This is a genomic window from Streptomyces sp. NPDC043746 (genome assembly GCF_056436485.1).
In genome coordinates this window covers 14,077-37,536 of the sequence record NZ_JBWKCM010000031.1, presented here as the reverse complement: position 1 = coordinate 37,536, position 23,460 = coordinate 14,077, and the positions used below count along the sequence as shown (strand labels likewise).

General features: G+C 73.4%; 23 protein-coding genes and 1 pseudogene. 12 read left to right on the top strand and 12 right to left on the bottom strand.

The window, feature by feature from the left end; translation table 11 throughout:
* Positions 1-35: 35 nt before the first annotated feature.
* The 3 genes from AC0682_RS26610 to AC0682_RS26600 all read right to left on the bottom strand — a co-directional run bounded on the left by AC0682_RS26610 (position 36) and on the right by AC0682_RS26600 (position 3,267).
* On the bottom strand, positions 36-1,673 hold the full coding sequence (locus AC0682_RS26610; protein WP_478535576.1) for a transporter: 1,638 nt from the start codon (positions 1,671-1,673) through the stop codon (positions 36-38).
* Positions 1,670-2,533, bottom strand: a complete 864-nt coding sequence (locus AC0682_RS26605) for an ABC transporter ATP-binding protein (RefSeq protein ID WP_478535575.1) — start codon at positions 2,531-2,533, stop codon at positions 1,670-1,672. Before AC0682_RS26605 ends, AC0682_RS26610 begins: the two co-directional genes overlap by 4 nt.
* 68 nt (positions 2,534-2,601) lie before the next feature.
* A complete protein-coding gene (locus AC0682_RS26600) occupies positions 2,602-3,267 on the bottom strand; it encodes a bifunctional DNA primase/polymerase (RefSeq protein ID WP_478535573.1) in 666 nt (221 codons plus the stop codon).
* A 315-nt stretch (positions 3,268-3,582) separates the two neighbouring features.
* Between AC0682_RS26600 and AC0682_RS26595 the strand changes: the two genes are divergently transcribed.
* Positions 3,583-4,965: a transcriptional regulator gene (locus tag AC0682_RS26595; protein ID WP_478535572.1), complete on the top strand. Its 1,383-nt coding sequence runs from the start codon at positions 3,583-3,585 to the stop codon at positions 4,963-4,965.
* A gap of 196 nt (positions 4,966-5,161) precedes the next feature.
* Positions 5,162-6,715: a hypothetical protein gene (locus AC0682_RS26590; RefSeq protein WP_478535570.1), complete on the top strand. Its 1,554-nt coding sequence runs from the start codon at positions 5,162-5,164 to the stop codon at positions 6,713-6,715.
* Positions 6,716-6,822: 107 nt separating this feature from the next.
* Here the strand turns inward: AC0682_RS26590 and AC0682_RS26585 are convergent, their stop codons facing one another.
* Positions 6,823-8,100: an ABC transporter substrate-binding protein gene (locus AC0682_RS26585; RefSeq protein ID WP_478535569.1), complete on the bottom strand. Its 1,278-nt coding sequence runs from the start codon at positions 8,098-8,100 to the stop codon at positions 6,823-6,825.
* Positions 8,101-8,274: 174 nt separating this feature from the next.
* On the opposite strand from AC0682_RS26585, the gene AC0682_RS26580 reads away from it, so the two are divergent.
* Together AC0682_RS26580 and purU are read left to right on the top strand one after the other, a co-directional pair.
* The gene (locus AC0682_RS26580) at positions 8,275-8,721 is read left to right on the top strand and encodes an SCO4402 family protein (protein ID WP_254813217.1); all 447 of its coding nucleotides are present in this window, start codon (positions 8,275-8,277) and stop codon (positions 8,719-8,721) included.
* Positions 8,722-8,749: 28 nt separating this feature from the next.
* Positions 8,750-9,625: a formyltetrahydrofolate deformylase gene (gene purU / locus AC0682_RS26575; protein WP_254811970.1), complete on the top strand. Its 876-nt coding sequence runs from the start codon at positions 8,750-8,752 to the stop codon at positions 9,623-9,625.
* Positions 9,626-9,638: 13 nt separating this feature from the next.
* Here purU and AC0682_RS26570 read toward each other — a convergent pair whose 3' ends face one another.
* Together AC0682_RS26570 and AC0682_RS26565 are read right to left on the bottom strand one after the other, a co-directional pair.
* The gene (locus tag AC0682_RS26570; protein WP_478535566.1) at positions 9,639-11,105 is read right to left on the bottom strand and encodes a zf-HC2 domain-containing protein; all 1,467 of its coding nucleotides are present in this window, start codon (positions 11,103-11,105) and stop codon (positions 9,639-9,641) included.
* Positions 11,102-11,695: a sigma-70 family RNA polymerase sigma factor gene (locus AC0682_RS26565; RefSeq protein WP_478535564.1), complete on the bottom strand. Its 594-nt coding sequence runs from the start codon at positions 11,693-11,695 to the stop codon at positions 11,102-11,104. The genes AC0682_RS26570 and AC0682_RS26565 overlap by 4 nt, the downstream gene beginning before the upstream one ends.
* 299 nt (positions 11,696-11,994) lie before the next feature.
* Here AC0682_RS26565 and AC0682_RS26560 point away from each other — a divergent pair, with 299 nt between their 5' ends.
* The 5 genes and pseudogenes from AC0682_RS26560 to AC0682_RS26540 all read left to right on the top strand — a co-directional run bounded on the left by AC0682_RS26560 (position 11,995) and on the right by AC0682_RS26540 (position 14,762).
* Positions 11,995-12,369, top strand: a complete 375-nt coding sequence (locus AC0682_RS26560) for an STAS domain-containing protein (protein WP_478535562.1) — start codon at positions 11,995-11,997, stop codon at positions 12,367-12,369.
* Between the two features lie 137 nt (positions 12,370-12,506).
* A complete protein-coding gene (locus AC0682_RS26555; RefSeq protein WP_478535560.1) occupies positions 12,507-13,034 on the top strand; it encodes an EF-hand domain-containing protein in 528 nt (175 codons plus the stop codon).
* A 262-nt stretch (positions 13,035-13,296) separates the two neighbouring features.
* Positions 13,297-13,446, top strand: a pseudogene (locus tag AC0682_RS26550) (acyl-CoA dehydrogenase); the annotation flags it as partial.
* A gap of 85 nt (positions 13,447-13,531) precedes the next feature.
* On the top strand, positions 13,532-13,804 hold the full coding sequence (locus AC0682_RS26545; RefSeq protein WP_478535627.1) for a hypothetical protein: 273 nt from the start codon (positions 13,532-13,534) through the stop codon (positions 13,802-13,804).
* A 436-nt stretch (positions 13,805-14,240) separates the two neighbouring features.
* A complete protein-coding gene (locus AC0682_RS26540) occupies positions 14,241-14,762 on the top strand; it encodes an ATP-binding protein (protein ID WP_478535558.1) in 522 nt (173 codons plus the stop codon).
* A gap of 166 nt (positions 14,763-14,928) precedes the next feature.
* Here the strand turns inward: AC0682_RS26540 and AC0682_RS26535 are convergent, their stop codons facing one another.
* Positions 14,929-15,918 carry a GlxA family transcriptional regulator gene (locus AC0682_RS26535; protein ID WP_478535556.1) on the bottom strand — a complete coding sequence of 330 codons (990 nt, stop codon included), beginning with the start codon at positions 15,916-15,918 and terminating at the stop codon, positions 14,929-14,931.
* A 238-nt stretch (positions 15,919-16,156) separates the two neighbouring features.
* Between AC0682_RS26535 and AC0682_RS26530 the strand changes: the two genes are divergently transcribed.
* Together AC0682_RS26530 and AC0682_RS26525 are read left to right on the top strand one after the other, a co-directional pair.
* Positions 16,157-16,558: a ribosomal maturation YjgA family protein gene (locus tag AC0682_RS26530; protein WP_478535554.1), complete on the top strand. Its 402-nt coding sequence runs from the start codon at positions 16,157-16,159 to the stop codon at positions 16,556-16,558.
* A 65-nt stretch (positions 16,559-16,623) separates the two neighbouring features.
* Positions 16,624-17,952, top strand: coding sequence for an MFS transporter (locus AC0682_RS26525; RefSeq protein ID WP_478535552.1), 1,329 nt, complete (start codon positions 16,624-16,626; stop codon positions 17,950-17,952).
* Positions 17,953-18,037: 85 nt separating this feature from the next.
* Here the strand turns inward: AC0682_RS26525 and AC0682_RS26520 are convergent, their stop codons facing one another.
* Genes AC0682_RS26520 through AC0682_RS26510 form a run of 3 tightly spaced genes read right to left on the bottom strand, consistent with a single transcriptional unit; the run spans position 18,038 to position 20,340 of the window.
* Complete coding sequence (locus AC0682_RS26520; RefSeq protein ID WP_478535550.1) at positions 18,038-19,159, bottom strand: LLM class flavin-dependent oxidoreductase; 1,122 nt, start codon at positions 19,157-19,159, stop codon at positions 18,038-18,040.
* On the bottom strand, positions 19,149-19,793 hold the full coding sequence (locus AC0682_RS26515; protein ID WP_254811965.1) for a pyridoxamine 5'-phosphate oxidase family protein: 645 nt from the start codon (positions 19,791-19,793) through the stop codon (positions 19,149-19,151). The genes AC0682_RS26520 and AC0682_RS26515 overlap by 11 nt, the downstream gene beginning before the upstream one ends.
* Positions 19,794-19,803: 10 nt before the next feature.
* Positions 19,804-20,340, bottom strand: a complete 537-nt coding sequence (locus tag AC0682_RS26510; protein WP_478535547.1) for an HPP family protein — start codon at positions 20,338-20,340, stop codon at positions 19,804-19,806.
* A 100-nt stretch (positions 20,341-20,440) separates the two neighbouring features.
* On the opposite strand from AC0682_RS26510, the gene AC0682_RS26505 reads away from it, so the two are divergent.
* Positions 20,441-21,079, top strand: a complete 639-nt coding sequence (locus AC0682_RS26505; RefSeq protein WP_478535545.1) for a CGNR zinc finger domain-containing protein — start codon at positions 20,441-20,443, stop codon at positions 21,077-21,079.
* A gap of 24 nt (positions 21,080-21,103) precedes the next feature.
* Here AC0682_RS26505 and AC0682_RS26500 read toward each other — a convergent pair whose 3' ends face one another.
* Both AC0682_RS26500 and AC0682_RS26495 read right to left on the bottom strand, forming a co-directional pair.
* Complete coding sequence (locus tag AC0682_RS26500; protein ID WP_478535543.1) at positions 21,104-22,495, bottom strand: vanadium-dependent haloperoxidase; 1,392 nt, start codon at positions 22,493-22,495, stop codon at positions 21,104-21,106.
* Positions 22,496-22,711: 216 nt separating this feature from the next.
* Complete coding sequence (locus AC0682_RS26495) at positions 22,712-23,350, bottom strand: CGNR zinc finger domain-containing protein (protein WP_478535541.1); 639 nt, start codon at positions 23,348-23,350, stop codon at positions 22,712-22,714.
* Positions 23,351-23,460 lie beyond the last annotated feature (110 nt).

The following is a 23,460-nucleotide window of genomic DNA, read 5'->3' as shown; positions in this document are numbered from 1 at the left end:
CGGCGTCGGCCCGGACGCCGTGCGGACCCTCGTCCTCACCCCTTGCTGACCGCCGCCAGGATCTCCGGCAGCCGGTTCGCCGTGCGCGGTGCCGCGACACGCAGCCCCGCCCACCCCAGGAGCGCCCCGTACACCGCACCCGCCGGGACCACCAGCCACAGCGCGGTGTGCAGGTCCGCGAGGTGCAGCCAGACCGTCAGCGCGACCACCGGGGCAGCCAGCACCGGAGCGGCCAGCATGCCGCTGACGATGGAGATCCAGGCCAGCCCGCCCTGCCCGGGGGCCACGTTCTTGAACGCGCCCTCCTGCGGGATCGAGTACGGGAACAGCGCCGAGGCGACCGCCCCGATCGCCAGCATCGCGCCCAGCAGCGCGAAGGAGATGCCCAGCACCCCCGGCAGCGCCTGCCAGCGGCCCAGGAGCGCCGCCGTCGCCACGCAGACCACCAGCGTGTACGGGAGCGTGATCAGCAGCAGGGCCAGGGCCCGCGCCCGCAGTTCGACGTACGCGTCCCGGGTGGAGGAGATCGTCAGGGCGACCATCCAGAAGGCGGAGGTGTCCTGGCCGAACTGGTTGTACATCTGCATGCCGAGCATCCCGGCGGCGAAGCAGGCGAAGTAGATCGAGCCGGTGCCCTGGAGCGCGTTGAACAGCGGCACGATCGCACCGATCGCCAGCGCGGTGACCCAGGCCGCCTTGGTCTTCGGATCCCGGGCGACGTAGAGCAGGCTGCGGTGCACCACCGTCGCCGTACGGCCCTCCGGCAGCAGCCCGGACAGCCCGGTGCGGCCCGACTCCTTGCGGGTCGGCGCCGCCGCGGCCAGCGTGGAGCCGTCCGGGGCGGTCATCAGCTTCACCAGCCCCCGCCGCCACGACCACACCAGCGCCCCCAGGGCCGCCGCCGTGACCAGCAGCTGGAGGACCGCGACCCCGTACGACCCCCGCGACGCCGCGTCCACGGCCGCCACGGCGGAGGCGCCGGGCAGCCAGCGGGCCACGTCCGCGACCGGCTCCAGCGTGGAGAGCCCGCCGGCCTCCCCGAGCCGCTGCGCACCGAAGTTGACGAACTGGATGCCCACCGCGATCACCAGCCCGCTGAGCACCGCCAGGTCACGGCCCTTGCGGGAGTTGAGCAGCCGTACGTTGGCGGTGGTGACGGCCCGGGACAGCGCCACGCAGAGCAGCACCGTCAGCGGGACCGCCAGCACGGCGAACACCGCACCCGCCGCCCCGTGCGCCAGCGCGACCACCGAGCCGACCACCAGGCAGAGCGTGAACAGCGGGCCGATCCCGATCATCGAGGAGACCAGCAGCGCCCGCACCAGCGGCTCGGGCCGCAGCGGCAGCATCACCAGCCGGGTCGGGTCGAGGGTGTCGTCCCCGCTGGGGAAGAAGAGCGGCAGCACCGCCCAGCCGAGCGCGACGACGGCCGTCAGCAGCACCGCGACCGTGCCCGCGTTCGCGTTGCCGCGCAGCAGGGCGAGTCCGAGGGCCTGGCCCGCGGCGACCAGCAGCGCGAAGACGAGCGAGGCGATGAACGCCGCCTTCCGCCCGGACGACTGCCGCAACCCGTTGCGCAGCAGCGTCAGCTTGAGCCGTACGAAGGTGGGGGTCAGGCCCGTCGCCGGGGGCGCCGGTGCGGCGGCGGTGACGGGGGCGTCCAGCACGCTCATCGGGCGCCGCCCAGCCAGTCGAGCGCGTCCCCGGCGTTCCGGCCGCCCGCGCCGACCAGTTCGAGGAAGGCGCTCTGGAGGGAGGGCGCGTCACCGCGGACCTGCTCCAGCGTGCCCTGCGCCCTGATCCGGCCCGCCGCCATCACGGCCACCCAGTCGCAGAGCGACTCCACCAGCTCCATCACATGGCTGGAGAAGATCACGGTCGCCCCGGACCGGGTGTAGCGCTCCAGCACCCCCCGGATGGTCTGGGCGGAGACCGGGTCGACGCCTTCGAACGGCTCGTCCAGGAAGAGCACTTCCGGATTGTGCAGGAGGGCGGCGGCGAGACCGATCTTCTTCCGCATGCCGGTCGAGTAGTCGACCACCAGCTTGTTCTGCGAGCCCGCCAGATCGAGGACGTCCAGGAGCTGGGCGGCCCGCTTGTCGACCTCGTCGCCCGGCAGCCCCCGCAACCGGCCGTTGTACGCCAGCAGTTCGCGACCCGACAGCCGCTCGAAGAGCCGCAGCCCCTCGGGGAGCACGCCGATCCGGGACTTCACCGCGACCGGATCCGTCCACACGTCGTGGCCCGCGACCTCGATCTTCCCCATGTCGGGCCGCAGCAGCCCGGTGACCATCGAGAGCGTCGTCGTCTTGCCCGCCCCGTTGGGACCCACCAGTCCGATGAACCTGCCCGCGGGCAGCTCCAGATCGATCCCGGACACGGCGACCTGTTCCCCGAACCGCTTCCACAGCCCCTGCACGCGGACGGCGGGGGGCGCGGTCCGCGCACCGCCCGCCGTCGCCTCTGCCTCCGTCGCTCCCGCGGGCGCGTCGTGCGCGCCCGTCGTGTCACGTGTAACGGCCTGGTCCGGCATGGCACAGCCTTTCGATGTCCCCATTGGTGGGACCACCCTACGAAAGGCGTTCTCCGGCGCGAGAAGCTCTACGAGACGCGTGCGCGGGCGTCCGCCGCCTCGCGTGCGCACGCGTACGCCAGCGGGCTGACCAGCTCGTCCACATCGGGCAGCCACCGGTTGACGGTGGTGGGCTTACGGGCCCACTGCACGGCCCCGCGCCCGCCGAGCCGGGTGGGCGGGGCGGCGATGTAGTGCCCCTCGCCGCGGCCGGTCAGATCGATGGCCTCCGCGCTCCAGCCGAGCGCGCGCACCAGCTCGGACACCTTGGCCGCCGCGCCCGGGAGCACGAAGAAGAGCATCCGGCGGTCGGGGGTGCAGGTCACCGGGCCGAGCGTGAGGTCCATCCGCTCCATCCGGGCCAGCGCCAGGAACCCGGCCGACTCCGGCACCTCCAGCGCGTCGAACGCGCGGCCGGTCGGCAGGAGCACCGAGGCGCGCGGCTGCCGGGACCACATCCGCCGGGCCGCCGCCCCGCTGCCGGTCGCCTGGCCCGCCCAGTCGGGGCGGTCGGCGTGGGCCCCGGGCAGGGGGCAGGCCGGCTCGCCGCAGGAGCAGCGCTCGGTCCCCTCCACGGCCTCCAGCCAGGTGCCGGGGAACACGTCCCAGTGGCGCTCTTCCGCGTATCGCACGGCAGCGTCGAGCAGTTGCTCGCCCCGCTGCTGAGGGACCGTTGCGGCTTCCGTGACTCCCATGGGCTCTTCCACGACCAGCACAACTGCCGCCGTCACCTGGGGTTACGGCCTGCCCTGAACCGAGGGGCGGCGCATCGATCCTGCACGTGGGGCGCATCGGAGCACGGGCGGGGGCGCGCGTGAGGCGGTGCCCCGCTGCGGGGGTAGCACCCACCAGGGCCGGGCCTCCCGCCCCGGCCGGGCGGGTAACTCGCCGCGCCCGTACCGAATGCCGATGGAATATGCGCATTTCTTGAGCAGGTGACGGGCAGTGATCCTTCCACCGATCAGCGTGTATCCGCGTATCCACCTATACAGACTGTTCCAGGGGGAAATATGGCAGCAAGGCCTCTCGTAGCCCGCCAGCCCAACGAACGGCTCCAGACGCTCATCCAGGAAGCCGCCTGCTCCAACGCTGGCCTCGCGCGCCGCGTCAACATGGTCGGGGCCGAGCGCGGTCTCGACCTGCGGTACGACAAGACGTCCGTGGCCCGCTGGCTGCGCGGACAGCAGCCCCGGGGCCGGGCCCCGGGCATCATCGCCGAGGCGATCGGCCGCAAGCTGGGCCGTACGGTCACGATCGACGAGATCGGCATGGCCAACGGCAAGAACCTGGCCTCCGGTGTGGGCCTCCAGTACGCCCCGACCGTGGCCGGGGCCATCGAGCAGGTCTGCGAGCTGTGGCGCAGCGACGTCGGCCGCCGCGATCTGCTCACCGGCTCCGCCGTCGCCGCCTCCGCGCTCGTCGAGCCCAGCCGCGACTGGCTGATCTCCGGCAGGGACCCCCAGGTCGAACGGGCGGCCGGGACCCGGGTCGGGATGGCCGACGTGGCGGCGGTGAAGGCGATGACCACCGCCCTCACCGACCTCGACCACCGCTTCGGCAGCGGCCATGTCCGCCCGGTGCTGGTGCACTACCTCAACAGCGTGGTCTCCGGCCTGCTTTCGGGGGCGTACCGCGAACAGGTCGGCCGCGAGCTGTTCGCCGCCGTCGCCCGGCTCACCGAACTCGGCGGCTACATGGCGGTCGACACCGGCCAGCCCGGTCTCGCCCAGCGCTACTACATCCAGGCCCTGCGGCTAGCCCAGGCCGCAGGCGACCGGGCGTACGGCGGCTATGTGCTCGCCGCCTCCATGAGCCACCTCGCCGCCCAGCTCGGCAATCCGCGCGAGATCGCCCAACTCGCCCGCGCCGCCCAGGAAGGGGCCCGCGGCCAGGTCACCCCCCGCGCCCAGGCGATGTTCTACGCGGCGGAGGCCCGGGGCCACGCGCTCCTCGGGGACGCCCGCACCTGCCAGCTGGTGATGGCGCGCGCGGTCGCCGCGCTGGAGCAGGCCGAGCCGCACACGGGCGACGACCCGGACTGGATCGGCCACTTCGACACCGGCTACCTCGCGGACGAGCTGGCCCACTGCCACCGGGACCTCGGCCAGGCGGCGGAGGCCGCGCGCCGGGCCAAGGAGGCGCTGGCCGCCCTGCCGGAGAGCCGCGCCAGGCGCCGGGGCATCGGGCTCGTGCTGCTCGCCTCGGCCCAGGTCCAGCAGCGCGAGGTGGAGCGCGCCTGCCACACGGGGACGCGGGCGATGGAGCTGCTCGGGACGGTGCGCTCCAGCCGGGGCGCCGAATACCTCGACGACCTCCGGCAGCGCCTGGCGCCGTACGGACAGGAGCCCGCGGTACGGGAGTTCGGCGAGCGGATGGAGCTCCAGGCGGCGTGAGGCGGCGGTGCCGGCGGGGTGACCTGCGGGTGCGGTCCGTGCGGAAGCGGCGGTCCGGCTGTTGACAGCGTCCCGCGGGGGCCGGGTGTCACCCGCCTGTGAAGGGGTGGTGAGGGGGACCACGCGCTTGGCGGAGGCGGGTGGGCACCCGATAGCGTGAGCCGACGGTTCCGTTGGTTCACACGTAGGAGTCCCGGTGACGCAGAGCGGACAGGGCGGCGAGCAACAGCTCCCCGCTGGACGACCCGCGCACGAAGGTGTCGTGCTGCCCTCCGACGGCGGCGCCCCCTGGATCCCGGGGGCGCCCACCGGCGGCCCGGCCGACCAGGGCGCCGGGCAGGCGGCCGGACAGGCCGCGCCCGCGGGCGGGCAGCCGTGGGGCCAACCCTGGGGGCCGCAGACCGACGCCCCGCAGCAGCCGGGCGGACCGATACCGGGCGGACCGATACCCGGCGGGCAGGCAGCGGGGGCGTACGGGTACCCGCAGCAGCACTCCCAGCCGTTGCCGCCCGCACAGGCGCAGGACCAGCCGTACGGCGAGGGGCGGTACCAGCAGCCGCCGCAGTCGTACGGGCAGGGGGGCGCCGGGGGATACCCGCAGCAGCAACAGCCGCCGCGGCACTCCGACCCGTACCAGCAGCACCCGCAGCAGTACCCGTCCCCCCAGCAGCCCCAGCCCTACGCCCAGCCGCTGCCGCCGGAGGCCCCGCACGGCGGGGACGCCGACGCCACGCAGTACATCGCGCCGGTGCCCGCCCCGGCCCAGGGCACGGACGCGGACGCCACGCAGTACCTGCCGCCCGTGCCCGCCGCAGGAGCGTACGGGGCTCCGCCGAGCCCGCCGGAGGAGCGGCAGCCGCCCTCCGAGTTCGACAACCTCTTCCGGGCTCAGGCGCCCGCGGACGCCACCCAGCAACTGCCGCCCCAGCGGTACGACCAGCCGCCCTCGCCCCGCCAGGGCTACCGGAGCGACCCCCAGCGGCCCCAGCACGGCTACCCCGGCGGCCAGTTGCCGCCCCAGGGCTACCAGTCGGGGCTCCAGGGGCTGCGCGGCGGCGACGGGGCCGCCGAGCCGCTTCCGTACGACGACGGCGGCGACCCCCCGCGTCGGCGCGGCGCCCATGTGCCGCTGATCTCCGCGGTCGTCGTCGGCTGCGCGGTCATCGGACTCGGCGCGGGCGCGCTGCTCAGCGGTGGCGGCGGTGACGACAAGGCCAAGAACACCACGCAGACCGTCGCCTCGCAGAGTTCACCGGCCGCTACCCCCACCGAGGAAGCGCCGCCGCCCGACCCCGCGCAGCCGCAGGCCGAGGCGTTGGACAAGCTGCTGGCCGACAGCAACAACAGCCGTGCCGCGGTGATCAGCGCGGTCGAGAAGATCAAGTCCTGCACGGACCTGGACCAGGCCAACACCGATCTGAAGGGCGCCGCCCAGCAGCGCCGCGACCTGGTGACCCGGCTGGAGGCCCTCACGCTGGACGAGCTGCCGCAGCACGAGGCGCTGAACTCCTCGCTCACCAGGGCGTGGAAGGCCTCGGCCGCCGCCGACGAGCACTACGCCACCTGGGCCCGGCAGGCGAAGAAGCAGAAGCACGTCTGCAAGGACGGCAGGGCACGGTCGACGAACGAGACCGCCCGCGCCAACCGGAAGAGCGGCGAGGCCACCAAGGCCAAGCAGGAGGCCGCCGTGCTGTGGAACGCCATCGCCGAGAAGTACGGCCTGACGAAGCACACCCCCGTGGAGCTCTGACCTGAGGAAGGCCCGGGGCGGGGCCCCGCCCCGGGCCCCGGGCTTCTGAAGCGGCGGCCGGGCCCCGGGCTTCTGAAGCGGCGGCCGGGCGGTCCGGCCGCCGGGTGTCAGCCCGCCGTCCGCCGGGCGTCCGACAGGGCTTCCGTGACATCCACGAAGCCCTTCTTCTGGGCGGTGAGCCGTCCTTCCCGTACCACCTGGAACGTCACTTCCGCGTTGACGATCCGCGGGTAGGGCGAGGTGCCGAGCAGGTCCTTGAACCGCCAGCGGAGCACCGGGGTCAGACCGCCGGTGTCGACCTCGGTGCCCCGGTTCAGCGAGGAGGTGACCTTGTTGGCGGTGACCGTGTCATCGCGAATCGTCCCGACGACCGCCCGCAGTACCGTGTACGCGATCCAGGTGGTCTGCACGCCCGTGTCGTCCGGGTCGATGCGGTTGTCCCCGAAGGCGTGCTTCCGGATCACCTCGCGCATCTCGTTCCAGCGCGGGTCGCCCGCGTCCGGGTACCAGCCGGTGACGTAGGCCCCCTCGAAGGGGCTCTTCCGGCCCCCCGTGCGGTCGATGAGCGGCTGGCTGACGCTGCCGAGCACGGAGGAGATCCGCACCCGCCCGCCCTCCGGCTCCAGGCGGCGGAAGGAGTCGAAGAAGGTCTCCGTACGCGAACCGAGCACCGCCGCGACACAGCTGCCGCCCGCCCGCTTCAGTGCCGTCGCCGCCTGCTCGTCGTAGGAGGTGGCCTGCTCCGGGGCGAGGATGTCGGTGGACTCGGGCCGCTGGGCGGCGAGCAGCCCGGTGTTCAGGAGCTGCGGCATCCGGGCCCCGCCGATCGAGTCGGGCCGCACCAGTGAGACCCGCTCGCAGCCGTCCGCCAACTGCCGCCCGTGCCCCGCGAGGAGCGCCGACTGGCCGCCGTTGACCGGGTAGGAGAGGTAGCTGCGGAACTCCTCGTCGGAGGCGCCGTAACCGCCGATGTACGGGATGCCGCCGGACTCCAGCACCGGAATGGCGCTCTGCCCGTGCCGGCTGTACGAACCGACGACCGCGGCCACCCCCCGGTCCACGGCCTGCCGGGCGCACCGCTCGGCGCCCGCCGCGGTGTCGCGCTCGTCACAGGTGACCACCCGCAGCTCGCGGCCGTGGATGCCGCCCTGCTCGTTGATCCAGCGGGCGTACGTCCGGGCCATCGCGGAGACGCCCGGCATGCTCACCGCCCCGGCGGCGTCCACCTCGTCGGGCGCCCAGGTCATCACCGTGACCGGCTCCCCGGAGCCCCCCGGGCCTCCGGGGAGCACGCCGCAGCCGGACAGCAGCAGCGCTCCGGCCACCGCCGTGCCGATGAGGAAGGGAAAGGGGCGGGGGAAGGCGGTGCGTCTCCGTCCGGTCATGTTCAGCAACACTCCCGCCTCCGGGGTAACGCCACGGTGTGCGCTGCTCAACGCTCGGTGACGGAAAGGTGAATTGCGGGGGTCCGCGCGGGCCCGTCGCAGGGGAACGTACGATCGACGACCGTGCAGCAAGGTTCGGAGAACTCTTCCCGTCGCGGCCGTCGCTCCTCCACCATGGGCGTCATGCCGCTCACTGACATGCCGTGGTGGCGCTGGCGCACCAACGTGCGCTCGGCGCTGCACATGCTCTCCGACCCCGTCTTCCACCACGATTGCTGGCTTGCCGGCCGGGAAGGGTACGGGGACGTCACCGACGCCGTGTACCGCCTGGTCGAGGACACCTGGCTCGACAACTGGTCCGCCGAGAAGTACGTCGGCACCATATTCAGGGACTCCGCCGAGGCGGCCGCCGTCGACGCCGCCGCCCTGCGGGTGCTGCGGATCATGCACCAGGTCGGCGCGGACGCCCCCGTCTCGGCCTATCTGGAGCACCACGGCTGGCCGGAGGCGGTCCACGCGGCCCGCGAGGCGCACGTGATGCTCGCCACCAACGACGGCGAGGACCCCGACACCCCGCCGCGCTCGCTGGACGTCATCCGCATCATGACCAGGGCCGCCTAGGAACCCGAGGCTGTGGCACCCTACGAGGATGACCGCACCGCAGCCCGCCGCCCTGCCCGAGCAGTACGTCCTCACCCTCTCCTGCCCCGACAAACAGGGCATCGTGCACGCCGTGTCGAGCTATCTCTTCATGACCGGCTGCAACATCGAGGACAGCCAGCAGTTCGGGGACCACGACACGGGTCTGTTCTTCATGCGCGTCCACTTCTCGGCGGACACCACCGTGACCGTGGACAAGCTGCGGGCCAGCTTCGCCGCGATCGGGGAGGCCTTCCGGATGGACTGGCAGATCCACCGGTCCGACGAGAAGATGCGCGTCGTGCTGATGGTCAGCAAGTTCGGCCACTGCCTCAACGACCTGCTGTTCCGTTCCCGTACGGGCGCGCTGCCCGTCGAGATCGCGGCCGTCGTCTCCAACCACACGGACTTCGCCGAGCTGGTCGCCTCGTACGGCATCCCCTTCCGCCACCTCCCGGTGACCAAGGACAACAAGGCGGAGGCCGAGGCGCAGCTGCTGGAGCTGGTCCGTCAGGAGGACGTCGAGCTGGTCGTCCTCGCCCGCTACATGCAGGTGCTCTCGGACGACCTGTGCAAGCAGCTGAGCGGCCGGATCATCAACATCCACCACTCGTTCCTGCCGAGCTTCAAGGGCGCCAAGCCGTACCACCAGGCGCACGCCCGGGGCGTGAAGCTGATCGGCGCCACCGCCCACTACGTCACCGCTGACCTGGACGAGGGACCGATCATCGAGCAGGAGGTGGAGCGCGTCGGCCACGACGTGACCCCCGACCAGCTCGTCGCGATCGGCCGGGACGTGGAGTGCCAGGCGCTGGCGCGCGCGGTGAAGTGGCACGCGGAGCGGCGCATCCTGCTCAACGGCCACCGTACGGTGATCTTCAACTGAGCTCGCCGTGTGACTACAGGCGGCTGAGCGAGGCCGACGCGAACAGCACGTCGCGGATGGCCTCGCGATCGCCCTCCTGGCCCGCCGCCGCTTCCACCGGCGAGACGTGGCCCGCGACCAGCTGGCAGAACTCCACCCCGTCCAGGGCCACCTGCGCCACCGCGCGGTCGGGCGAGCCGACGGCGGCCGGGGAGTCGAGCGCGATGTACCAGTCACCGCCCCCGTGCCCCTCGACCTCGAGGTGGACCGAGCGGCCCGGCTCCCCGGGTGCCACCAGCTCCTTCGCCGGTCCGGCCAGCCCGGTGCGGCGGCGCCCCGCGAGGGCGGCCGGGAGCATCCGGGCGGCCAGGTCCACCATCCGGTGCAGATGGGTGGCGGAGGGCGGCCCGTACGGATAGTCCACCGCCTCCGCGATGTCCGCGCCGTGCACCCAGCACTCGAAGGCCCGGTCCAGCAGGGCGTCCTGGAGGGGCAGGGCGAAGTCCCCGTACGAGACGGAGCGCTCGGCCACGTTGCGGTCGGCGATCGACGCCGTACGGATCAGCTCGTGGGTGAGGTCGCGCCAGGGCTCCCGGACGGCCCGGGTGGCGGGCCGGCGCGTGGCCGTCCAGTACGCCTCGGTGCGCCGGACCGGGGTGAGCGGCACCTCGGCCCCGCCGCGCCCGTCGGCCGCGGCGAGCGGGTCGTCCAGGCCGAGCGCGGCGGAGAGCAGCCCGTCGACGGCCCAGAGGTGGCCGATCACCCCGGCGACCGTGGTCCGGCGGGTGACCGCGCGCTCCTCCTCGAACCACCTGAGCCGCACCGGCGCGTGCCACTCCGCGGCCCCGAAGTCCCGCACCAGGGCGTCCAGCCGGGCGGTCTCCGCGTCGTACGGCGCGACCCAGTCCGGCACCGGGATCCGGGCCGGCCGGCGCCCCAGGCAGCCGTCCAGCACCCGGGCCCGCAGTCCCGGGTCGAGATCCAGGGACCCGTCGGTGTGCAGCAGCCCCACCGCGTCCCGCAACCGCAGGGCCTCGTCCGCGCAGGGCCCGCACGCGGTGAGGTGATCCTCGACGGCGGCGGTCTCCTCGGCCGAACAGGCCGAGAGCGCCCACGCACCGAGGAGGGCCTTGAGAACCCGGTGGGGGAGGACCGGCGCGGGCGGGGCGACCGGCGTGGGCGGGGTGGCCGGGTCGGGCGGGGCGGTCGGAGCTGCCGGGTCGGCGGCGGTCCCGGAGAGCGGTTCGTGCACGACGTCCCCGCCCTCCTCCACCGGCGCTTCCTCCTCCCACGCCTCCTGCCCCGGCGCCCCGTCCTCAGACACCGTCCCCTCCCGCCCCGGCGCCTTCTCCTCCGGCGCGTGCACGCCGCGCGGCGGCAGCACCGGCCGGGGGAACGCCTCCAGGTCGAGATCGTCCACCGCACCGCGCGGGCCCGGTATCCGCCGCGCGTCCCGCACCTCGTCGTCGCGGCGGCCGCCCTCGCGTCCGTCGCCGCTCACCGGGCACGTCCGTGACCGGGTGGCGAGGCGGTGTCGAGCGGCGGGGTGCCGGCGGTGGAGAGCAGTTGGAGGCCGAGCCGGAGCCGACGGCGGGCCTCGTCCTCGGTGACCCCGAGATCGGCGGCGGTCTGGCGGTAGTCCCGGCGCTGGATGTACGCCAGCTCCAGCGCCTGCCGCAGGGAGGCGGGCATCGAGGAGACGATGAAGTCGGCCCGGGCCGCCGAGGTGGCGCTCCGCACCCGCCGCTCCAGCTCCTCCGGGTCCGGCGCTTGGCCCTCGCCGTGCTCCCGCGCGTGTGCCGCGGTGGCCGCCCGCCGCAGCCGCCGCACCGCGTGGCGGTGGGTGAGCCCGGCCACCCAGGAGCGCATCGAGCCCTCCCGCGGGTCGTACGCCTCGGGGTTCTCCCAGATGTGGGCGAAGACCTCGCGGGTGACCAGATCGGCGGTGTCCTCGTCGTCGAGCATCCGGTGCGCCTGGCTGTGGACGAGGGAGGCGAACCGGTCGTACAGCTCGCCGAGCGCCGCCGCCTCACCGCGGACCAGCCTCTGCTGCATCCTGCGGTCCCAGCGGGGCGGTGCGTCCTTCGCCATGAAACCAACCCCCAGCCTCTGCCTTCGCTGTCCGAATGTAGTCGCCCGCGCAAGCCCCGTCCGTGCCTTTGCCGCAACTGTCCGATGTAAGGGCGTCCGTGTTCCACCGATCTCTTTCGGCCGTTCTTGCCGTCCCGGCTTCCCTGAGCAGGGGAAAGAGGCTGAAGTGATCATTTCCACCGGAAACTGCCTGGGCCCGGGGGTGCGGGCGGTGTTTCATGGATACGCGGTGGGGCAGCCGCGAGGAGGAACGGAAACTTCCGGATCGCCGGGAGCCCCGGAACGAGAGGGCCAGTCGCGTGACGCTGAAGGTGGACGAGACCGAGCAGGGCGACTGGACCGTGCTGCGGATACGGGGTGAACTCGATCTCGTCAGCTCACCCGTCGTGCGTCAGTCCGTCCACGACGCGGTGGCGGAGGGTCGCCACGACGTGGTGCTCGACCTCTCGGAGGTCTTCTTCTGCGACTCCAGCGGGGTCGGGGTGCTGATCGCCTCGCGCCGCCTGATGAAGTCCTGCGGCGGCCGACTGCGGCTGATCCTCCCGGCCCGGGGCGCCGAGGACGGCTCCCACGTCAACAAGGTGCTGGGGGCGCTCGGCGTACGTCGGCTCTTCGACGTCTACCCGGATGCGGCGGCGGCCGTCGGGGAGACCTGCCAGCCGCTCACGGCCTGACGGTCCGTGAGTGGCCGCGCCCGCTGCGTGACCGGCGACCGTGACCGGCCGAAAGCGTTCGGTGCTGAAGCGAGGTTGTCACACGGGAGCCGTCCCGCAGTGACACGTGAAGGCCTCGGGCGACGTACGCTCCCCGCATGGACAGCGCAGAGTACGAGCGCAAGATCGCGCACCGTTTCGCCGCCTTCGACCAGGACGGCAACGGCACCATCGATCGCGCCGATTTCAACGCCGCAGCCGCCCGTCTGCTCGCCGAGTTCGGTACGACGGCCCGCTGCGACAAGGGCCAGGCGCTCTACAACGGGGCCGAGGCCTTCTGGCAGGGCATGGCGGGGATCGCCGATGTGGACGGGGACCAGCGGGTCACCCGCGAGGAGTTCGTCGGCGGGGCGGTGAAGCGGCTGCGGGACAGCCCCGAGCGGTTCGCGGAGATCGCCCGTCCCTTCCTGCGAGCGGCGATCGCGGTCGCGGACAGCGACAACAACGGCGGCCGGGCGTCGGTGGCCTCCGTGGAGCGGGCGCTGAGGGTGCTCGGCGCCAGCCCCGAGATCGCGGGCATCGCGGCCCAGAGTCTGGACACGGACCGGGACGGGTTGATCGCCGAGAGTGATGTGGTCTCTGCTCTGGCCGGGTACTTCACCGTCATCGAGCCGGACGACCAGTAGTCCCGGACGGGTGCGGGATCCACGGGAGTGGGCGAGCCACCCCGTGGATCCCGCCGACGCACCCACGCCGAACCGTTCCCACCGCTCTTACTCGAGCACCTTGCGCAGCGTCTCGTCGCGGGGCGGGGCGTCCACCGGCGGGCTACCTCCCCGCGCAGCCGTACCCCGCCGTCCGTGCCGTACGGGAGCGGCTTGCCCTGCTCGTCGGTGATCCGGATCTCCCTTGCCTCCCCCCGCCCGGCCGCCCCTCGGTGAGGGCCGGGTGGTCCGGGGGCTCGCGGGTGGCTCGGAGGCGTACCCCGGCGCGCTCCGCGGCCAAGGGGCGCTCCTCACTGCTGCCGAACACCTCGGGAGCGCCACGCGCACCACCGAAAGGGCCGTCCAACACGCCCGTACCCGGGAACAGTTCGGATCGCCCTCCAGGCCGTTCCGGGCCGTCGGACATCTCTGCGCCGACATGCTCGCCCGCACCGGACCGGCCCCGCAGTGCCCTGTACGTGGCCGCGCTCGCCGCCGACTCGGTGGAGACCGCGGCCGCCGAACCGCCGGCCGACGAGGAGGCCGTGCGCAACGCGCGGGACCGCCTCCAGAACCACGGAGGGACGGGGTTCACCTGGGAAGCAGATGTTCACCCGTACCTTGAGCGGGCCTGGTCGCGGGCGGCCCGGTGGCTCACGGCGGCGGAGACGGGGGAGATCCTGGCCGCCGCTCTGGGCGGTGGTCCGGTCCTCGTACCGCCGTTGTGCAGCGGTTCGGCGGCGTGTGGTTGACGGCGGGCGAGGCGCAGGGCGGAGGGTGACTCAGTGCAGCCGGTCGGCGTCGATACCGGGTTGTGTCCTTTGCGTGATTCGTCACCGGGTGGAGTCGGCCCCGCGCTCGGGTACCCTCCGTGGGATGCGAGTGGTTCTGGAGCCGGACGATCCGGGGCTGGCCTGTGCGGCGGCTCCGGTCCGGGGCGAGGGCCCTTGCCGGAGATGTGCCGGGCCTGCCCGGGAAGCGATTCTCGCGGTCTCTGCGCGCTCCTGTTCGACTCCCCGCAGCGTGCGTCGCACAGTATGCACCACGCATACTCCTTCGCGCTGGAATATGCCCGAAGCGCTTGTTGCGGTGACTGTACGTCAACCATGCTGTCGCGTAAGGGAATCACGTTCCGTGACCCTGAGGAGGCGCGAGGCGATGTGTCCGCCGGTTCGGATGGTGTGAGCGGTGCAGGTGCTTCAGGTTCAGCTGGAGGTCGGTCCGGATCCCGCAGAGGTGGGGCGGGCCCGTAGGTGGGCGCGGTCGCGTCTGGTCGGTTCCGGGATAGGGGATGACGAGCCGCTCGCGGAGACGCTCATCCTGCTGATCTCGGAGCTGGTCACCAACGCCGTCGTCCACACGGGCTGCCCCGCCGTGCTGCGGATGCTGTTCGGCGGGGGAGGCGGCGCCGGGGAGGCCGGGACCGTCCGGGTGGAGGTCGCGGACGCCAGCGACTGCCCGCCGCGCCCGCGCCACGCGGAGGGCGAGGACACGGGCGGCCGGGGCCTGGAGCTGGTGGACGGTCTCGCGGACCGCTGGGGCTGGCAGCCGGAGGGCGCCGGGAAGCGGATCTGGTGCGAGGTGGACCGGGGGGCTCCGGTGGTGGCGGCCCCCGCGGTGCGCGAGGTGCTGCCGAAGGTGGTGGTGCAGGGCGGTGAGGTGTCCGAGCCGCCCTCCCGCGTCTTCACGAAGGCGCCGGGCCTGGCCTGACCCGGGAGGCGGTGCGGCCCCGCCGGGCTCGCGGCGCCGCGACTTCGTACGGGGCCATGCCACGGCGGCCCCGTACGGCTCGGAGCACCGCGACCGGGGCGATGGGAGATCCGGTGGCCCCGGTACGGCTCGGGGGCGGCGGCGGGCAGGAAGGCGTACCCCCGCCCTATGCGGTGTCCGCCGACGTACGGAACGTGCGGCGGTACACCGTCGGCGGGACGCCCAGGGCCGCCTGGAAGTGCTGGCGCAGGGACGTCGCCGTGCCGAATCCGGCGTCCCGGGCTACCTGGTCGACGGAGAGGTCCGAGGACTCCAGCAGATGGCGGGCCCGCTCCACCCGTTGCTGCGTCAGCCACTGTCCGGGGCTGACCCCCACCTCCTCGCGGAAGCGGCGGGTGAAGGTCCGTACGCTCATCGACTCCTGCTGGGCCATGTCCCGCAGCAGGATCGGCCGGTCCAGCCGGCCCAGCGCCCAGGCGCGGGCCGCGGTGGTGGTCGCGAACTGCGGTTCGGGGACGGGCCGGTGGATGAACTGGGCCTGGCCGCCGTCCCGGTACGGGGGGACCACCGTGCGGCGGGCGATCTCGTTGGCGACGGCCGATCCGTGGTCGCGGCGTACGAGGTGGAGGCAGAGGTCGATCCCGGCGGCGACCCCGGCCGAGGTGAGGACGTCGCCGTCGTCGATGAACAGCACGTCCGGGTCGACGCGGACCTGGGGGAAGGTCCGCTGGAAGTGGTCGGCGGAGGACCAGTGCGTGGTGGCGGGGCGGCCGTCCAGGTAGCCGGCTGCGGCCAGGACGTAAGCGCCGGTGCAGATGGAGACCATGCGGGTGCCCGGCCGGACCAGCGCGAGAGCGGCCGTCAGCTCCTCGGTGAGCCTGCCCTCCTCGAAGACCGGTCCCCGTTCGTAGGAGGCGGGGACGACCACGGTGTCGGCGGAGGCGAGTGCCTCGGGACCGTGCTCCACGAGGATCGCGTAGTCGGAGTCGGTCCGGACCGGCCCCGGCGGGCGGACCGAGCAGGTCACGACCTCGTACAGCTTCTCGCGCCTGTCGCCCTGGCCGGGGCCCAGCGAGCGGCCGAAGATCCGGTGCGGGATGCCCAGCTCGAAGGGGAGCAGCCCGTCCAGGGCCAGGACGGCGACGCGGTGCGGCATGGGGCCTCCTCCACATGCGTCGGCGGGCCCGCGGGGAGCGCGCCGGAGCTCGGACCGGCTGAAAGTCACTGGCTGGTATGGACCAGGGCTGATACAGGTTAGCGACGTGAGGGAGAAGCCGACAGAGACCGCGTCCATTCCCGACGGCCCGCCCCCGCCCCGGCCGCCGATGCCGTTGTGGGCGAGGTCTCCCGTGCGGGTTCCCGGCCCCCGGTCACCGGTCCGCGGGGGGCCTGCCGTGCGGTGCTCCGGCCTCCGTGCCCGTGCCCTCGCGGCCTGTGCCGCCCTCGCCACCGTCGCCGCCGGGCTCGTCGTGCGCGCGGGGGCGGACGGCCCGTTCGCCAAGTACGCGGGGAGCGCGCTCTATACGGTGCTGCTCTGCGCCCTCGTCGCCTTCTGCGCTCCCCGCGCGCGGCCCCTCGCCGTGGCCGGGACCGGGCTCGCGCTGAGCTGGGCGGTGGAGTTCTTCCAACTCACGGGGGTGCCCGCGGGGCTCTCGGCGCGGAGTGCGGTCGCCCGGACGGTGTTGGGCTCGACGTTCAACGGGCCGGATCTGTTCTGGTACGCGGTGGGCGCGGCGGTGGCCTGGGGCGTGCACGAGGGGGTGCGCCGGGGAGCCCGGTCCCGGCCGGTGGCCTGATCCCTGCGAACCATGTCCCTCCGGCCACTCGTGGGGCGGGGTGGCGGAGCAGGAGGCTGGTCCCCGTGACCGAGACCATCGAAAGCGCGGCCCGGGACGTCGTCCGTCCGCGGTCCCGCGCGGGACGTCGTCCCCGTATCCACCGGGCGTGGATCGTCGCCGCCGTCACCTTCGTGACGATCATCGGCGGCGCCGCCTTCAACTCCCTCCCCGGGCTCCTGATCGACCCGCTCCACACCGAGTTCGGCTGGTCGCGCGGCGAGATCGGCCTCGCGGTCTCCATCGACCTGGCGCTGTACGGACTGACCGCGCCGTTCGCCGCCGCGCTGATGGACCGGTTCGGCATCCGGCGGGTCGTGGCGGTCGCGCTGACCATGGTGGCCGCCGGGGCGCTCGCCAGCGTGTGGATGACGGCCTCCTGGCAGCTGATGGTCTACTGGGGGCTGCTCGTCGGCCTCGGCACCGGCTCCATGGCCATGGCGTTCGCCGCGACCGTCACCAACCGCTGGTTCGTCGCCCGCCGGGGCCTGGTCACCGGCATCCTCACCGCCGCCGGAGCCTCCGGGCAGCTCGTCTTCCTCCCGCTCTGCGCCTGGATCGTCTCCGAGCACGGCTGGCGGCCCGCCTCGGTCACCGTCGCCCTGGCCGCCCTGGTCGTGGTCCCGCTCGTCTGGCTCCTGATGCGCGACCACCCGGCCGACGTCGGGCTCGCCCCGTACGGCGGGGCGTACGTGGCGAAGCCCGCCCCCGCCCGGGGCGCCGCCCGTCGCGCGGTGAAGGTGCTCCTCGACGCGGCGCGCACCGGCCCGTTCTGGCTCCTGGCCGGAAGCTTCGCGATCTGTGGCGCCTCCACCAACGGGCTGATCCGCACCCACTTCGTCCCCTCCGCCCACGACCACGGCATGCCCATCACGGCAGCCGCCTCGCTGCTCGCGGTGATCGGGGTCTTCGACGTCATCGGCACGATCTTCTCCGGCTGGCTCACCGACCGCTTCGACGCCCGTCGGCTGCTCGCCGTCTACTACGCGCTGCGCGGGGTCTCCCTGCTCTTCCTGCCGATGCTCATGGCCCCCGACGTACGCCCGCCGATGGTCTTCTTCATCGTCTTCTACGGACTGGACTGGGTCGCCACCGTCCCGCCGACGCTCGCGCTCTGCCGGGAGCAGTACGGGCAGGACAGCGCGATCGTCTTCGGCTGGGTGCTCGCCTCGCACCAGGTGGGGGCGGCGGTGGTGGCGTTCCTCGGCGGGGTCGCGCGGGACGTCTTCGGTACGTACGACGTCGTCTGGTACGCCTCGGGGGCGCTCTGCGCCGTGGCCGCCCTGATGGCGCTGGTCATCCGGAGGGCCGCGGCGGGCGTGCGGGCCGCGACGGCCGCCTCCGACGGTGCGTAGGTTTCCCAAGGGCTCCCCCAGGGGCTTCAGCGGGGCTTCCGTGCCTGCGTGTCCCGTCACACCGCCCAGGAGAACCGGCCGACCGTCAGACGTGCGGTCCCGGGGTGGGGAAGTGCGGCAGCAGGTACTCCGCCAGCTCCGCCAGGACCTCGTCCACCGGGCGGGGGTTGAGCCGCAGGTTGACCATCAACTGGTCGACGCCGCCCGCCTCGTACGTCTTGAACAGGTCGAGCAGCGGCTCGCGCCCCATGGCCCAGCCCTGCGGCAGCGGGCGGGGTGCGGAGCGCGGGTCCTCGTCCAGGACCAGATAGCCCGCCTGGGCGTACGGCTTGGAGCCCGGCGCGCCCGACTCGCCGGTCAGTCGGCGCCAACGGGCCGTGTTCGCGCGTTGGATCTCAGGCGTCAGTGCCGAGTACAGCCAGCCGTCGGCGTGTTCGGCGACCCACTCGATGGTCCGCCCGCCCCGCCCGGTCATCAGCAGGGGGAGCCGGCCGAAGGAGGGGCCGGGCACCATCCCTATCCCGGGGGCCAGTTCACCGAGGGGCGAGGAGTGGCCGGCGGTGACCGTGCCGCCGGTCAGATGGCGCAGATACGCCCAGCTGTCCGGCAGCCGGCCGGCCGGGTCCGCGGCGCCGGGGCCGAACGCCGGGACCTCGCCCGGCCGGTCGCCCACCGCGATCCCGAGGAGCATGCGCCCGCCGGAGAGCAGGTCGACCGAGGCGGCGGCCTTCGCCACATGGACCGGGTGGCGCAGCGGGAGGACGGTGCTCGCCGTGCCCAGGGTGATGCGGCTGGTGGCGGTGGCCAGGGCGCCGAGGTAGACCCAGGGGTCGAAGAGCTGCCCGCCGTCGCCCTGGCCGGGCACCAGGAGCGGGACGTCCCGCAGCCAGAACGAGGCGAACCCCGCCTCCTCGGCCGCGCGCACCCGTGCCAAGTGGCCCTCCATGCTGGGGACATCGCCGCGGAACGACTCCAGCGGCGCGATCAGCCCGAGCGTGGCCCGGCCGCCCCCGGGGAAGGCCCTGCGCATCGCCGGGTGGGGGCCGCCCGGGGCCGTGTCCGCCGCGGGGCGGGTGCCGGAGCCGGGGGAGGGGGTGCTCGTCCCGGTGCCGGAGTCGGGTGGGGCCGCGGACGCCTCGCGGGTGGCCCCCGGCCCCGTACAGCCGTCCTCGCCCGCTCCCCTCGCCCCGACCGTCTCAGCGCGCACGGTGCACCGCCTCCGCGGCGGCCAGGCGCTCCTTGAGCCGGGCGTTCTCCTGCTCCAGGGAGGCCATCCGCTCGCGGACCGGGCCGAGCGCCTCCTCCAGCTCCGCCGGGGTGAAGCGCGGCTGGATGTGCTGCGGGCAGTTCCAGTCGTACGCCTCGACGTCGATCAGCATGATCCGCTCCGGCACCGCCCGGTAGCCGTCGGGGACCAGCGGGCCCGCCGCGGCCGGCCAGGCCGAGACCTCGGCGGTCCGGGCGCGGCCGAGGATCTTCAGCCGGCGGCGGGCCGGATGGTCCATCAGCAGCAGGGAGACCCGGTTGTCGGTGTCGAGGTTTCCGGTGGTGATGTACTGCTTGTTCCCCCGGAAGTCGGCGAAGGCCAGGGTCCGTTCGTCCAGGGCCCGAAGGAAGCCGGGCGGCCCTCCCCGGTGCTGGACGTAGGGCCAGCCGGTGGAGCCGGTGGTGGCCAGGTAGAAGCCGGTGCTCGCGGCGGCGAACGCGGCCTCCGCGGCCGTCAGCCGGTCCGCCGCGGCCGGGCCCTCGGCCATGGCCGCGTAGTTCCGTCTGCTGCCGTGGTGCTCCTGGTGGACCTGGACCGGCGGGGTGAAGAGTAGCTGCGCGTATCTGCTGGTCATCGCTGTCGTCCTACCACCAGTAGGTGGGGTAGCGGGCGGTCCTGCCGCTGCGCCCGGCCAGGACGCCGACGCCGACGATCACGACCGTGGCGAGCAGCAGCAGGGCGAGGAAGAGGAGCGTCGAGGGCTGGGCCACCACGACGATGACGGCGGTGGCCGCCGCGGGGGAGTGGGCCGTACGGGCCAGGGCCATGGCGCCGATCGCCAGACCGCCCGCGACCGCCGAGGCCCAGACCGAGCTGCCCGCCGCGGCGAGGACCACGAAGCCCGTGAGGGCCGAGACGAGCTGGCCGCCGATGACGTTGCGCGGCTGGGCCAGCGGCAGCGTCGGCGCGGCGAAGACGAGTGCGGCGCTTGCCGCCAGCGGAGGGATGAGCACCGTCTGGTCGAGGGCGTAGCCGATGGCCACCAGCAGCACCAGGGCGGCCGTGCCGCCGATGGTGGCGACCGAGACGAAGGACGGCTTCGGGCGGGGCGGCGCCTTGCTGGTCAGCAGGGAGGGGGCGCGGGTCGGAGCGGGGAGCGTGGTCGAGGGGGCGTCGGACACCGGGGTTTCCTTTCGCGACGGCCTGTTCACAAGCTAATGGGTGAAGCATAGATTCATCCGTTAGCTTTGCAGGGGCTTTTCCGCGAGACAGGATGGGGAGATGGCTGAAAGCGTCGCGGAGGAGCGGGAAGAGCGGGGAGAGCCGTGGGTGGGTGTGCTGCTCGCGGGCGAGCCGCTCCCCCTCGACCTGGTCAACACCACGTACATCAAAGGCGGTGTGCGGGGGCGGCTCGTCGACGCACTCGCCGCGGGGCCGCGGGACCTGGACGGCTGGCTGGCCGCCCAGCGCCACCGCTTCGCCCCCGACATCGCCGCCGCGCTGGCCGACGCACCGCCCGCGGGCCCGGCGCCGTACCAGGAGTTCCTGGCGCTGCGCCGGGCCCTGCGGTCGCTGGCCGGGGCGCGGACCTCGGGCGGGAGCCCGGACCCCGGGGCGGTGGCGGTGGTGAACACCTACGCGCGCACGGCCGCCGACTGGCCGGAGCTGGCCCCCGGCCCGGAGTTCCGGGCCGTGGTCCGCCGGCCGGTGGAGGACCCCTCGCGCCTGGCGCTCGGGGCGGTCGCCGCCGCCGCCGTGGAGCTGTTCGCGGGCGACGGCGCGGAGCGGCTGAGGGCCTGCCCCGCGCCGGGGTGCATCCTCTACTTCGTCAGGACCCATGCGCGCCGCGCGTGGTGCACGGCCGGCTGCGGCAACCGGGTGCGGGTGGCGCGCCACAGCAGACGCGCCCGCGCTGAGTAGGTGGCAGGAGCAGGTGCCGCGAGGTCAGTTGAGAATCGTGCCCGCGACCTCGTGGGAGACCTTGTAGCCGAGGGTCAGGGCCGCGGCGTTGTCCCACTCGAAGTGGACGCCGATGTACTTGCGGCTGTCGGCCTTCTCCTTGGCGGCCTGGCTCAGGCTCGTGAAGGACCGGGTGACGCCCTGGGCGTGCGGGTCGTCGGTGCCGGCGGTGAAGGACAGGTTGTCCGTGCCGAAGTAGTGCTTCACGATCCCGGCCCAGGCCGCGCCGACGCCCGAGTGGCCGGAGACGTAGGTCGGGAAGTTGGGCGAGAAGCTGTTGCCGGCCGCGTCCTGCTCCTGGGGCTCCCAGTTCGGGTCGGCCACCAGGTTCGGGTTCGGGACCTCACCCGCGCGGCGGATGGCGTCGGCCGGGCGCCATACGTCCCAGCTCGTCTCGTACTTGGAGTCCCAGATGGCGATGGCGGCGTCGGCGAGCGCGGCCGAGGTCAGGCCGAACAGCTTGGCGCTCTCGAAGGAGCTGCCGTTGGGGCGGTACTTCTTGAAGATGACGGCGGTGTGGTCGTACTGCTGGCCCACCGGCTTGTACGTGCCGTCGATGTCGTTGGCCCAGTAGTGGGCGAGCTGCGTCTGGTCGGCGGTCCTGGTGGTGGAGTTCTTGGCGCCGATGGACTTGATCTCGTTCACCTGGGCCGCGTACTCCGGGCTCTGCAGGAGCGCCTGCGGGGTGGTGAAGCCACCGATCGGGCCCGGGCGGAACTTGCTGCCCGAGCTGATCGCGAAGGGCTTCACCTTGCCCCAGTTGGGGCCGCCGGCCGGCTTGCCCGGGGCGGGGGTCCAGTGGCCGGGGGCGTTGGTGGCCACGTACGGGGTGGTGTCGGCGGAGCCGTCGTTCGCCCGGTTCGCCAGGTGGGCCTTGGCTATCTTGACGCCGAGGCGTCTGCCCTGCTCGCGCTGGGCGGCGTTGCCGACGTCCGGCAGGGCGAGGGCGGCGGCGAGCTTGGCGTCCAGGTCGGCCACCGGGTAGTTCGGGAACGAGGTGCGCAGGGTGGAGTAGGCGGCGTGGTCGATCGCGGTGTTGAGCGCCCCGTAGGAGCCGGCCGCCGACGTGTCCTTGACCAGATAGGGCTTGCCGATCGTGCGGATCGAGTTGACGACGTCGTAGATCGCCAGGTCCATGATGGCGCCGCCGCGGGTCAGCGGGCCCGGGGTGCCGCCGGTGTGTCGGAAGACGTCGAGCAGCGCGTTGTTCCAGTACAGGACGTGGTCGTTGGAGCCGCGCGAGGTCTCCGGGATGGTGTGGGTGACCGTGGTGGCGGCGGCGGGTGCGGCGGGGGCCAGTGCGGCGACGCCCGCGAAGGCGAGGCCGGCCACGGCGACCCGGAACGTTGTCTTGCGCTGGTGGACGGAGCGAAGCATGAAGGGCATCCCTGTCTGTGGTTTCCGGCCGCGGCGACCTGGTGCATGGCGCCGCTGTGGCGTGCAAGTGCTTCGCCGGAAAACGTAGGGCGCTGTCGAGTTCTGTCACCGGTGGCTTCGCAGATGCCGGCCATCGGTAAATCCGATGACAGCAGGCAGGGGGCAGGGTTCATGCGCCCGCCACGGTTCTCTAACGCGTGCTTGGCCTTGAGGGCGTTAGATTGAGGAATGGCCGGAAGCTGCGGTGCCCTGATGCCGCGCGTAGTGCCGGGCCGCCCGGGCCCGGTTGCCGCAGCCCTGCGAGCACCACTGTCGCCGGGAGCGCCCGGCGTCGAAGAAGAAGACGCAGCCGGGCGCCGGGCACGCGGTCGGCAGGGCGGGAGTGATCCCGGCCAGCAGTTCGACGAGAGCCTGGGCGATCTCGGCCTGCACGGTGACGACGGGCGGTGCGGTGCTGCAGTGCAGGGCGCCGGGGCGCCGGCCGGCCTCCCAGCGCAGGGCGGGCCAGGGCCGGCCCAGCGCGGAGACGCGGTTGACCTGGGCGACGTCCCACGGATCGGGGTCGTGGCCCCGGACGTGGGCGTCGATCAGCCGGCGGGCGGCGTCGCGCAGCAGCACGAAACAGTGGGCGTCCGTCTCGTCGACCGCGGCGAGGTCCGGTTCGAGGAGGGAGGTGGTGAAGAGGTGCCGGCAGGAGCGCAGCCACCAGGAGACGTGTTCCGGTGTGCGGAACCCGTCGCGCAGGGTGCCGCGCACCGGGAAGACGGTGTTGGAGAACTCCAGGGGGAGTGGCTCGCCGTTGAGTGGAGGGACGTCTTCCGGTGTGGTGACCAGGGGTGGATTACTGGGCGACATGGGGTCCTCACGAGGGTGCGGTGGGCGGTGGGCACATTGGGCTTGTCCGTGGCACATGCCGCATGCTTAGATCTCAAATCTAACGTAATATTGTGAAGGTGCCCGTTAGG

Excerpts from the sequence above, each read along its gene's own strand:
- AC0682_RS26605 (WP_478535575.1), bottom strand. The coding sequence starts at position 2,533 with ATGCCGGACCAGGCCGTTACACGTGACACGACGGGCGCGCACGACGCG.
- AC0682_RS26600 (WP_478535573.1), bottom strand. The coding sequence starts at position 3,267 with ATGGGAGTCACGGAAGCCGCAACGGTCCCTCAGCAGCGGGGCGAGCAA.
- purU (WP_254811970.1), top strand. The coding sequence starts at position 8,750 with ATGACCGCACCGCAGCCCGCCGCCCTGCCCGAGCAGTACGTCCTCACC.
- AC0682_RS26500 (WP_478535543.1), bottom strand. The coding sequence starts at position 22,495 with ATGCTTCGCTCCGTCCACCAGCGCAAGACAACGTTCCGGGTCGCCGTG.
- AC0682_RS26580 (WP_254813217.1), top strand. The coding sequence starts at position 8,275 with ATGGGCGTCATGCCGCTCACTGACATGCCGTGGTGGCGCTGGCGCACC.
- AC0682_RS26555 (WP_478535560.1), top strand. The coding sequence starts at position 12,507 with ATGGACAGCGCAGAGTACGAGCGCAAGATCGCGCACCGTTTCGCCGCC.
- AC0682_RS26535 (WP_478535556.1), bottom strand. The coding sequence starts at position 15,918 with ATGCCGCACCGCGTCGCCGTCCTGGCCCTGGACGGGCTGCTCCCCTTC.
- AC0682_RS26495 (WP_478535541.1), bottom strand. The coding sequence starts at position 23,350 with ATGTCGCCCAGTAATCCACCCCTGGTCACCACACCGGAAGACGTCCCT.
- AC0682_RS26595 (WP_478535572.1), top strand. The coding sequence starts at position 3,583 with ATGGCAGCAAGGCCTCTCGTAGCCCGCCAGCCCAACGAACGGCTCCAG.
- AC0682_RS26565 (WP_478535564.1), bottom strand. The coding sequence starts at position 11,695 with ATGGCGAAGGACGCACCGCCCCGCTGGGACCGCAGGATGCAGCAGAGG.
- AC0682_RS26610 (WP_478535576.1), bottom strand. The coding sequence starts at position 1,673 with ATGAGCGTGCTGGACGCCCCCGTCACCGCCGCCGCACCGGCGCCCCCG.
- AC0682_RS26515 (WP_254811965.1), bottom strand. The coding sequence starts at position 19,793 with ATGACCAGCAGATACGCGCAGCTACTCTTCACCCCGCCGGTCCAGGTC.
- AC0682_RS26505 (WP_478535545.1), top strand. The coding sequence starts at position 20,441 with ATGGCTGAAAGCGTCGCGGAGGAGCGGGAAGAGCGGGGAGAGCCGTGG.
- AC0682_RS26585 (WP_478535569.1), bottom strand. The coding sequence starts at position 8,100 with ATGACCGGACGGAGACGCACCGCCTTCCCCCGCCCCTTTCCCTTCCTC.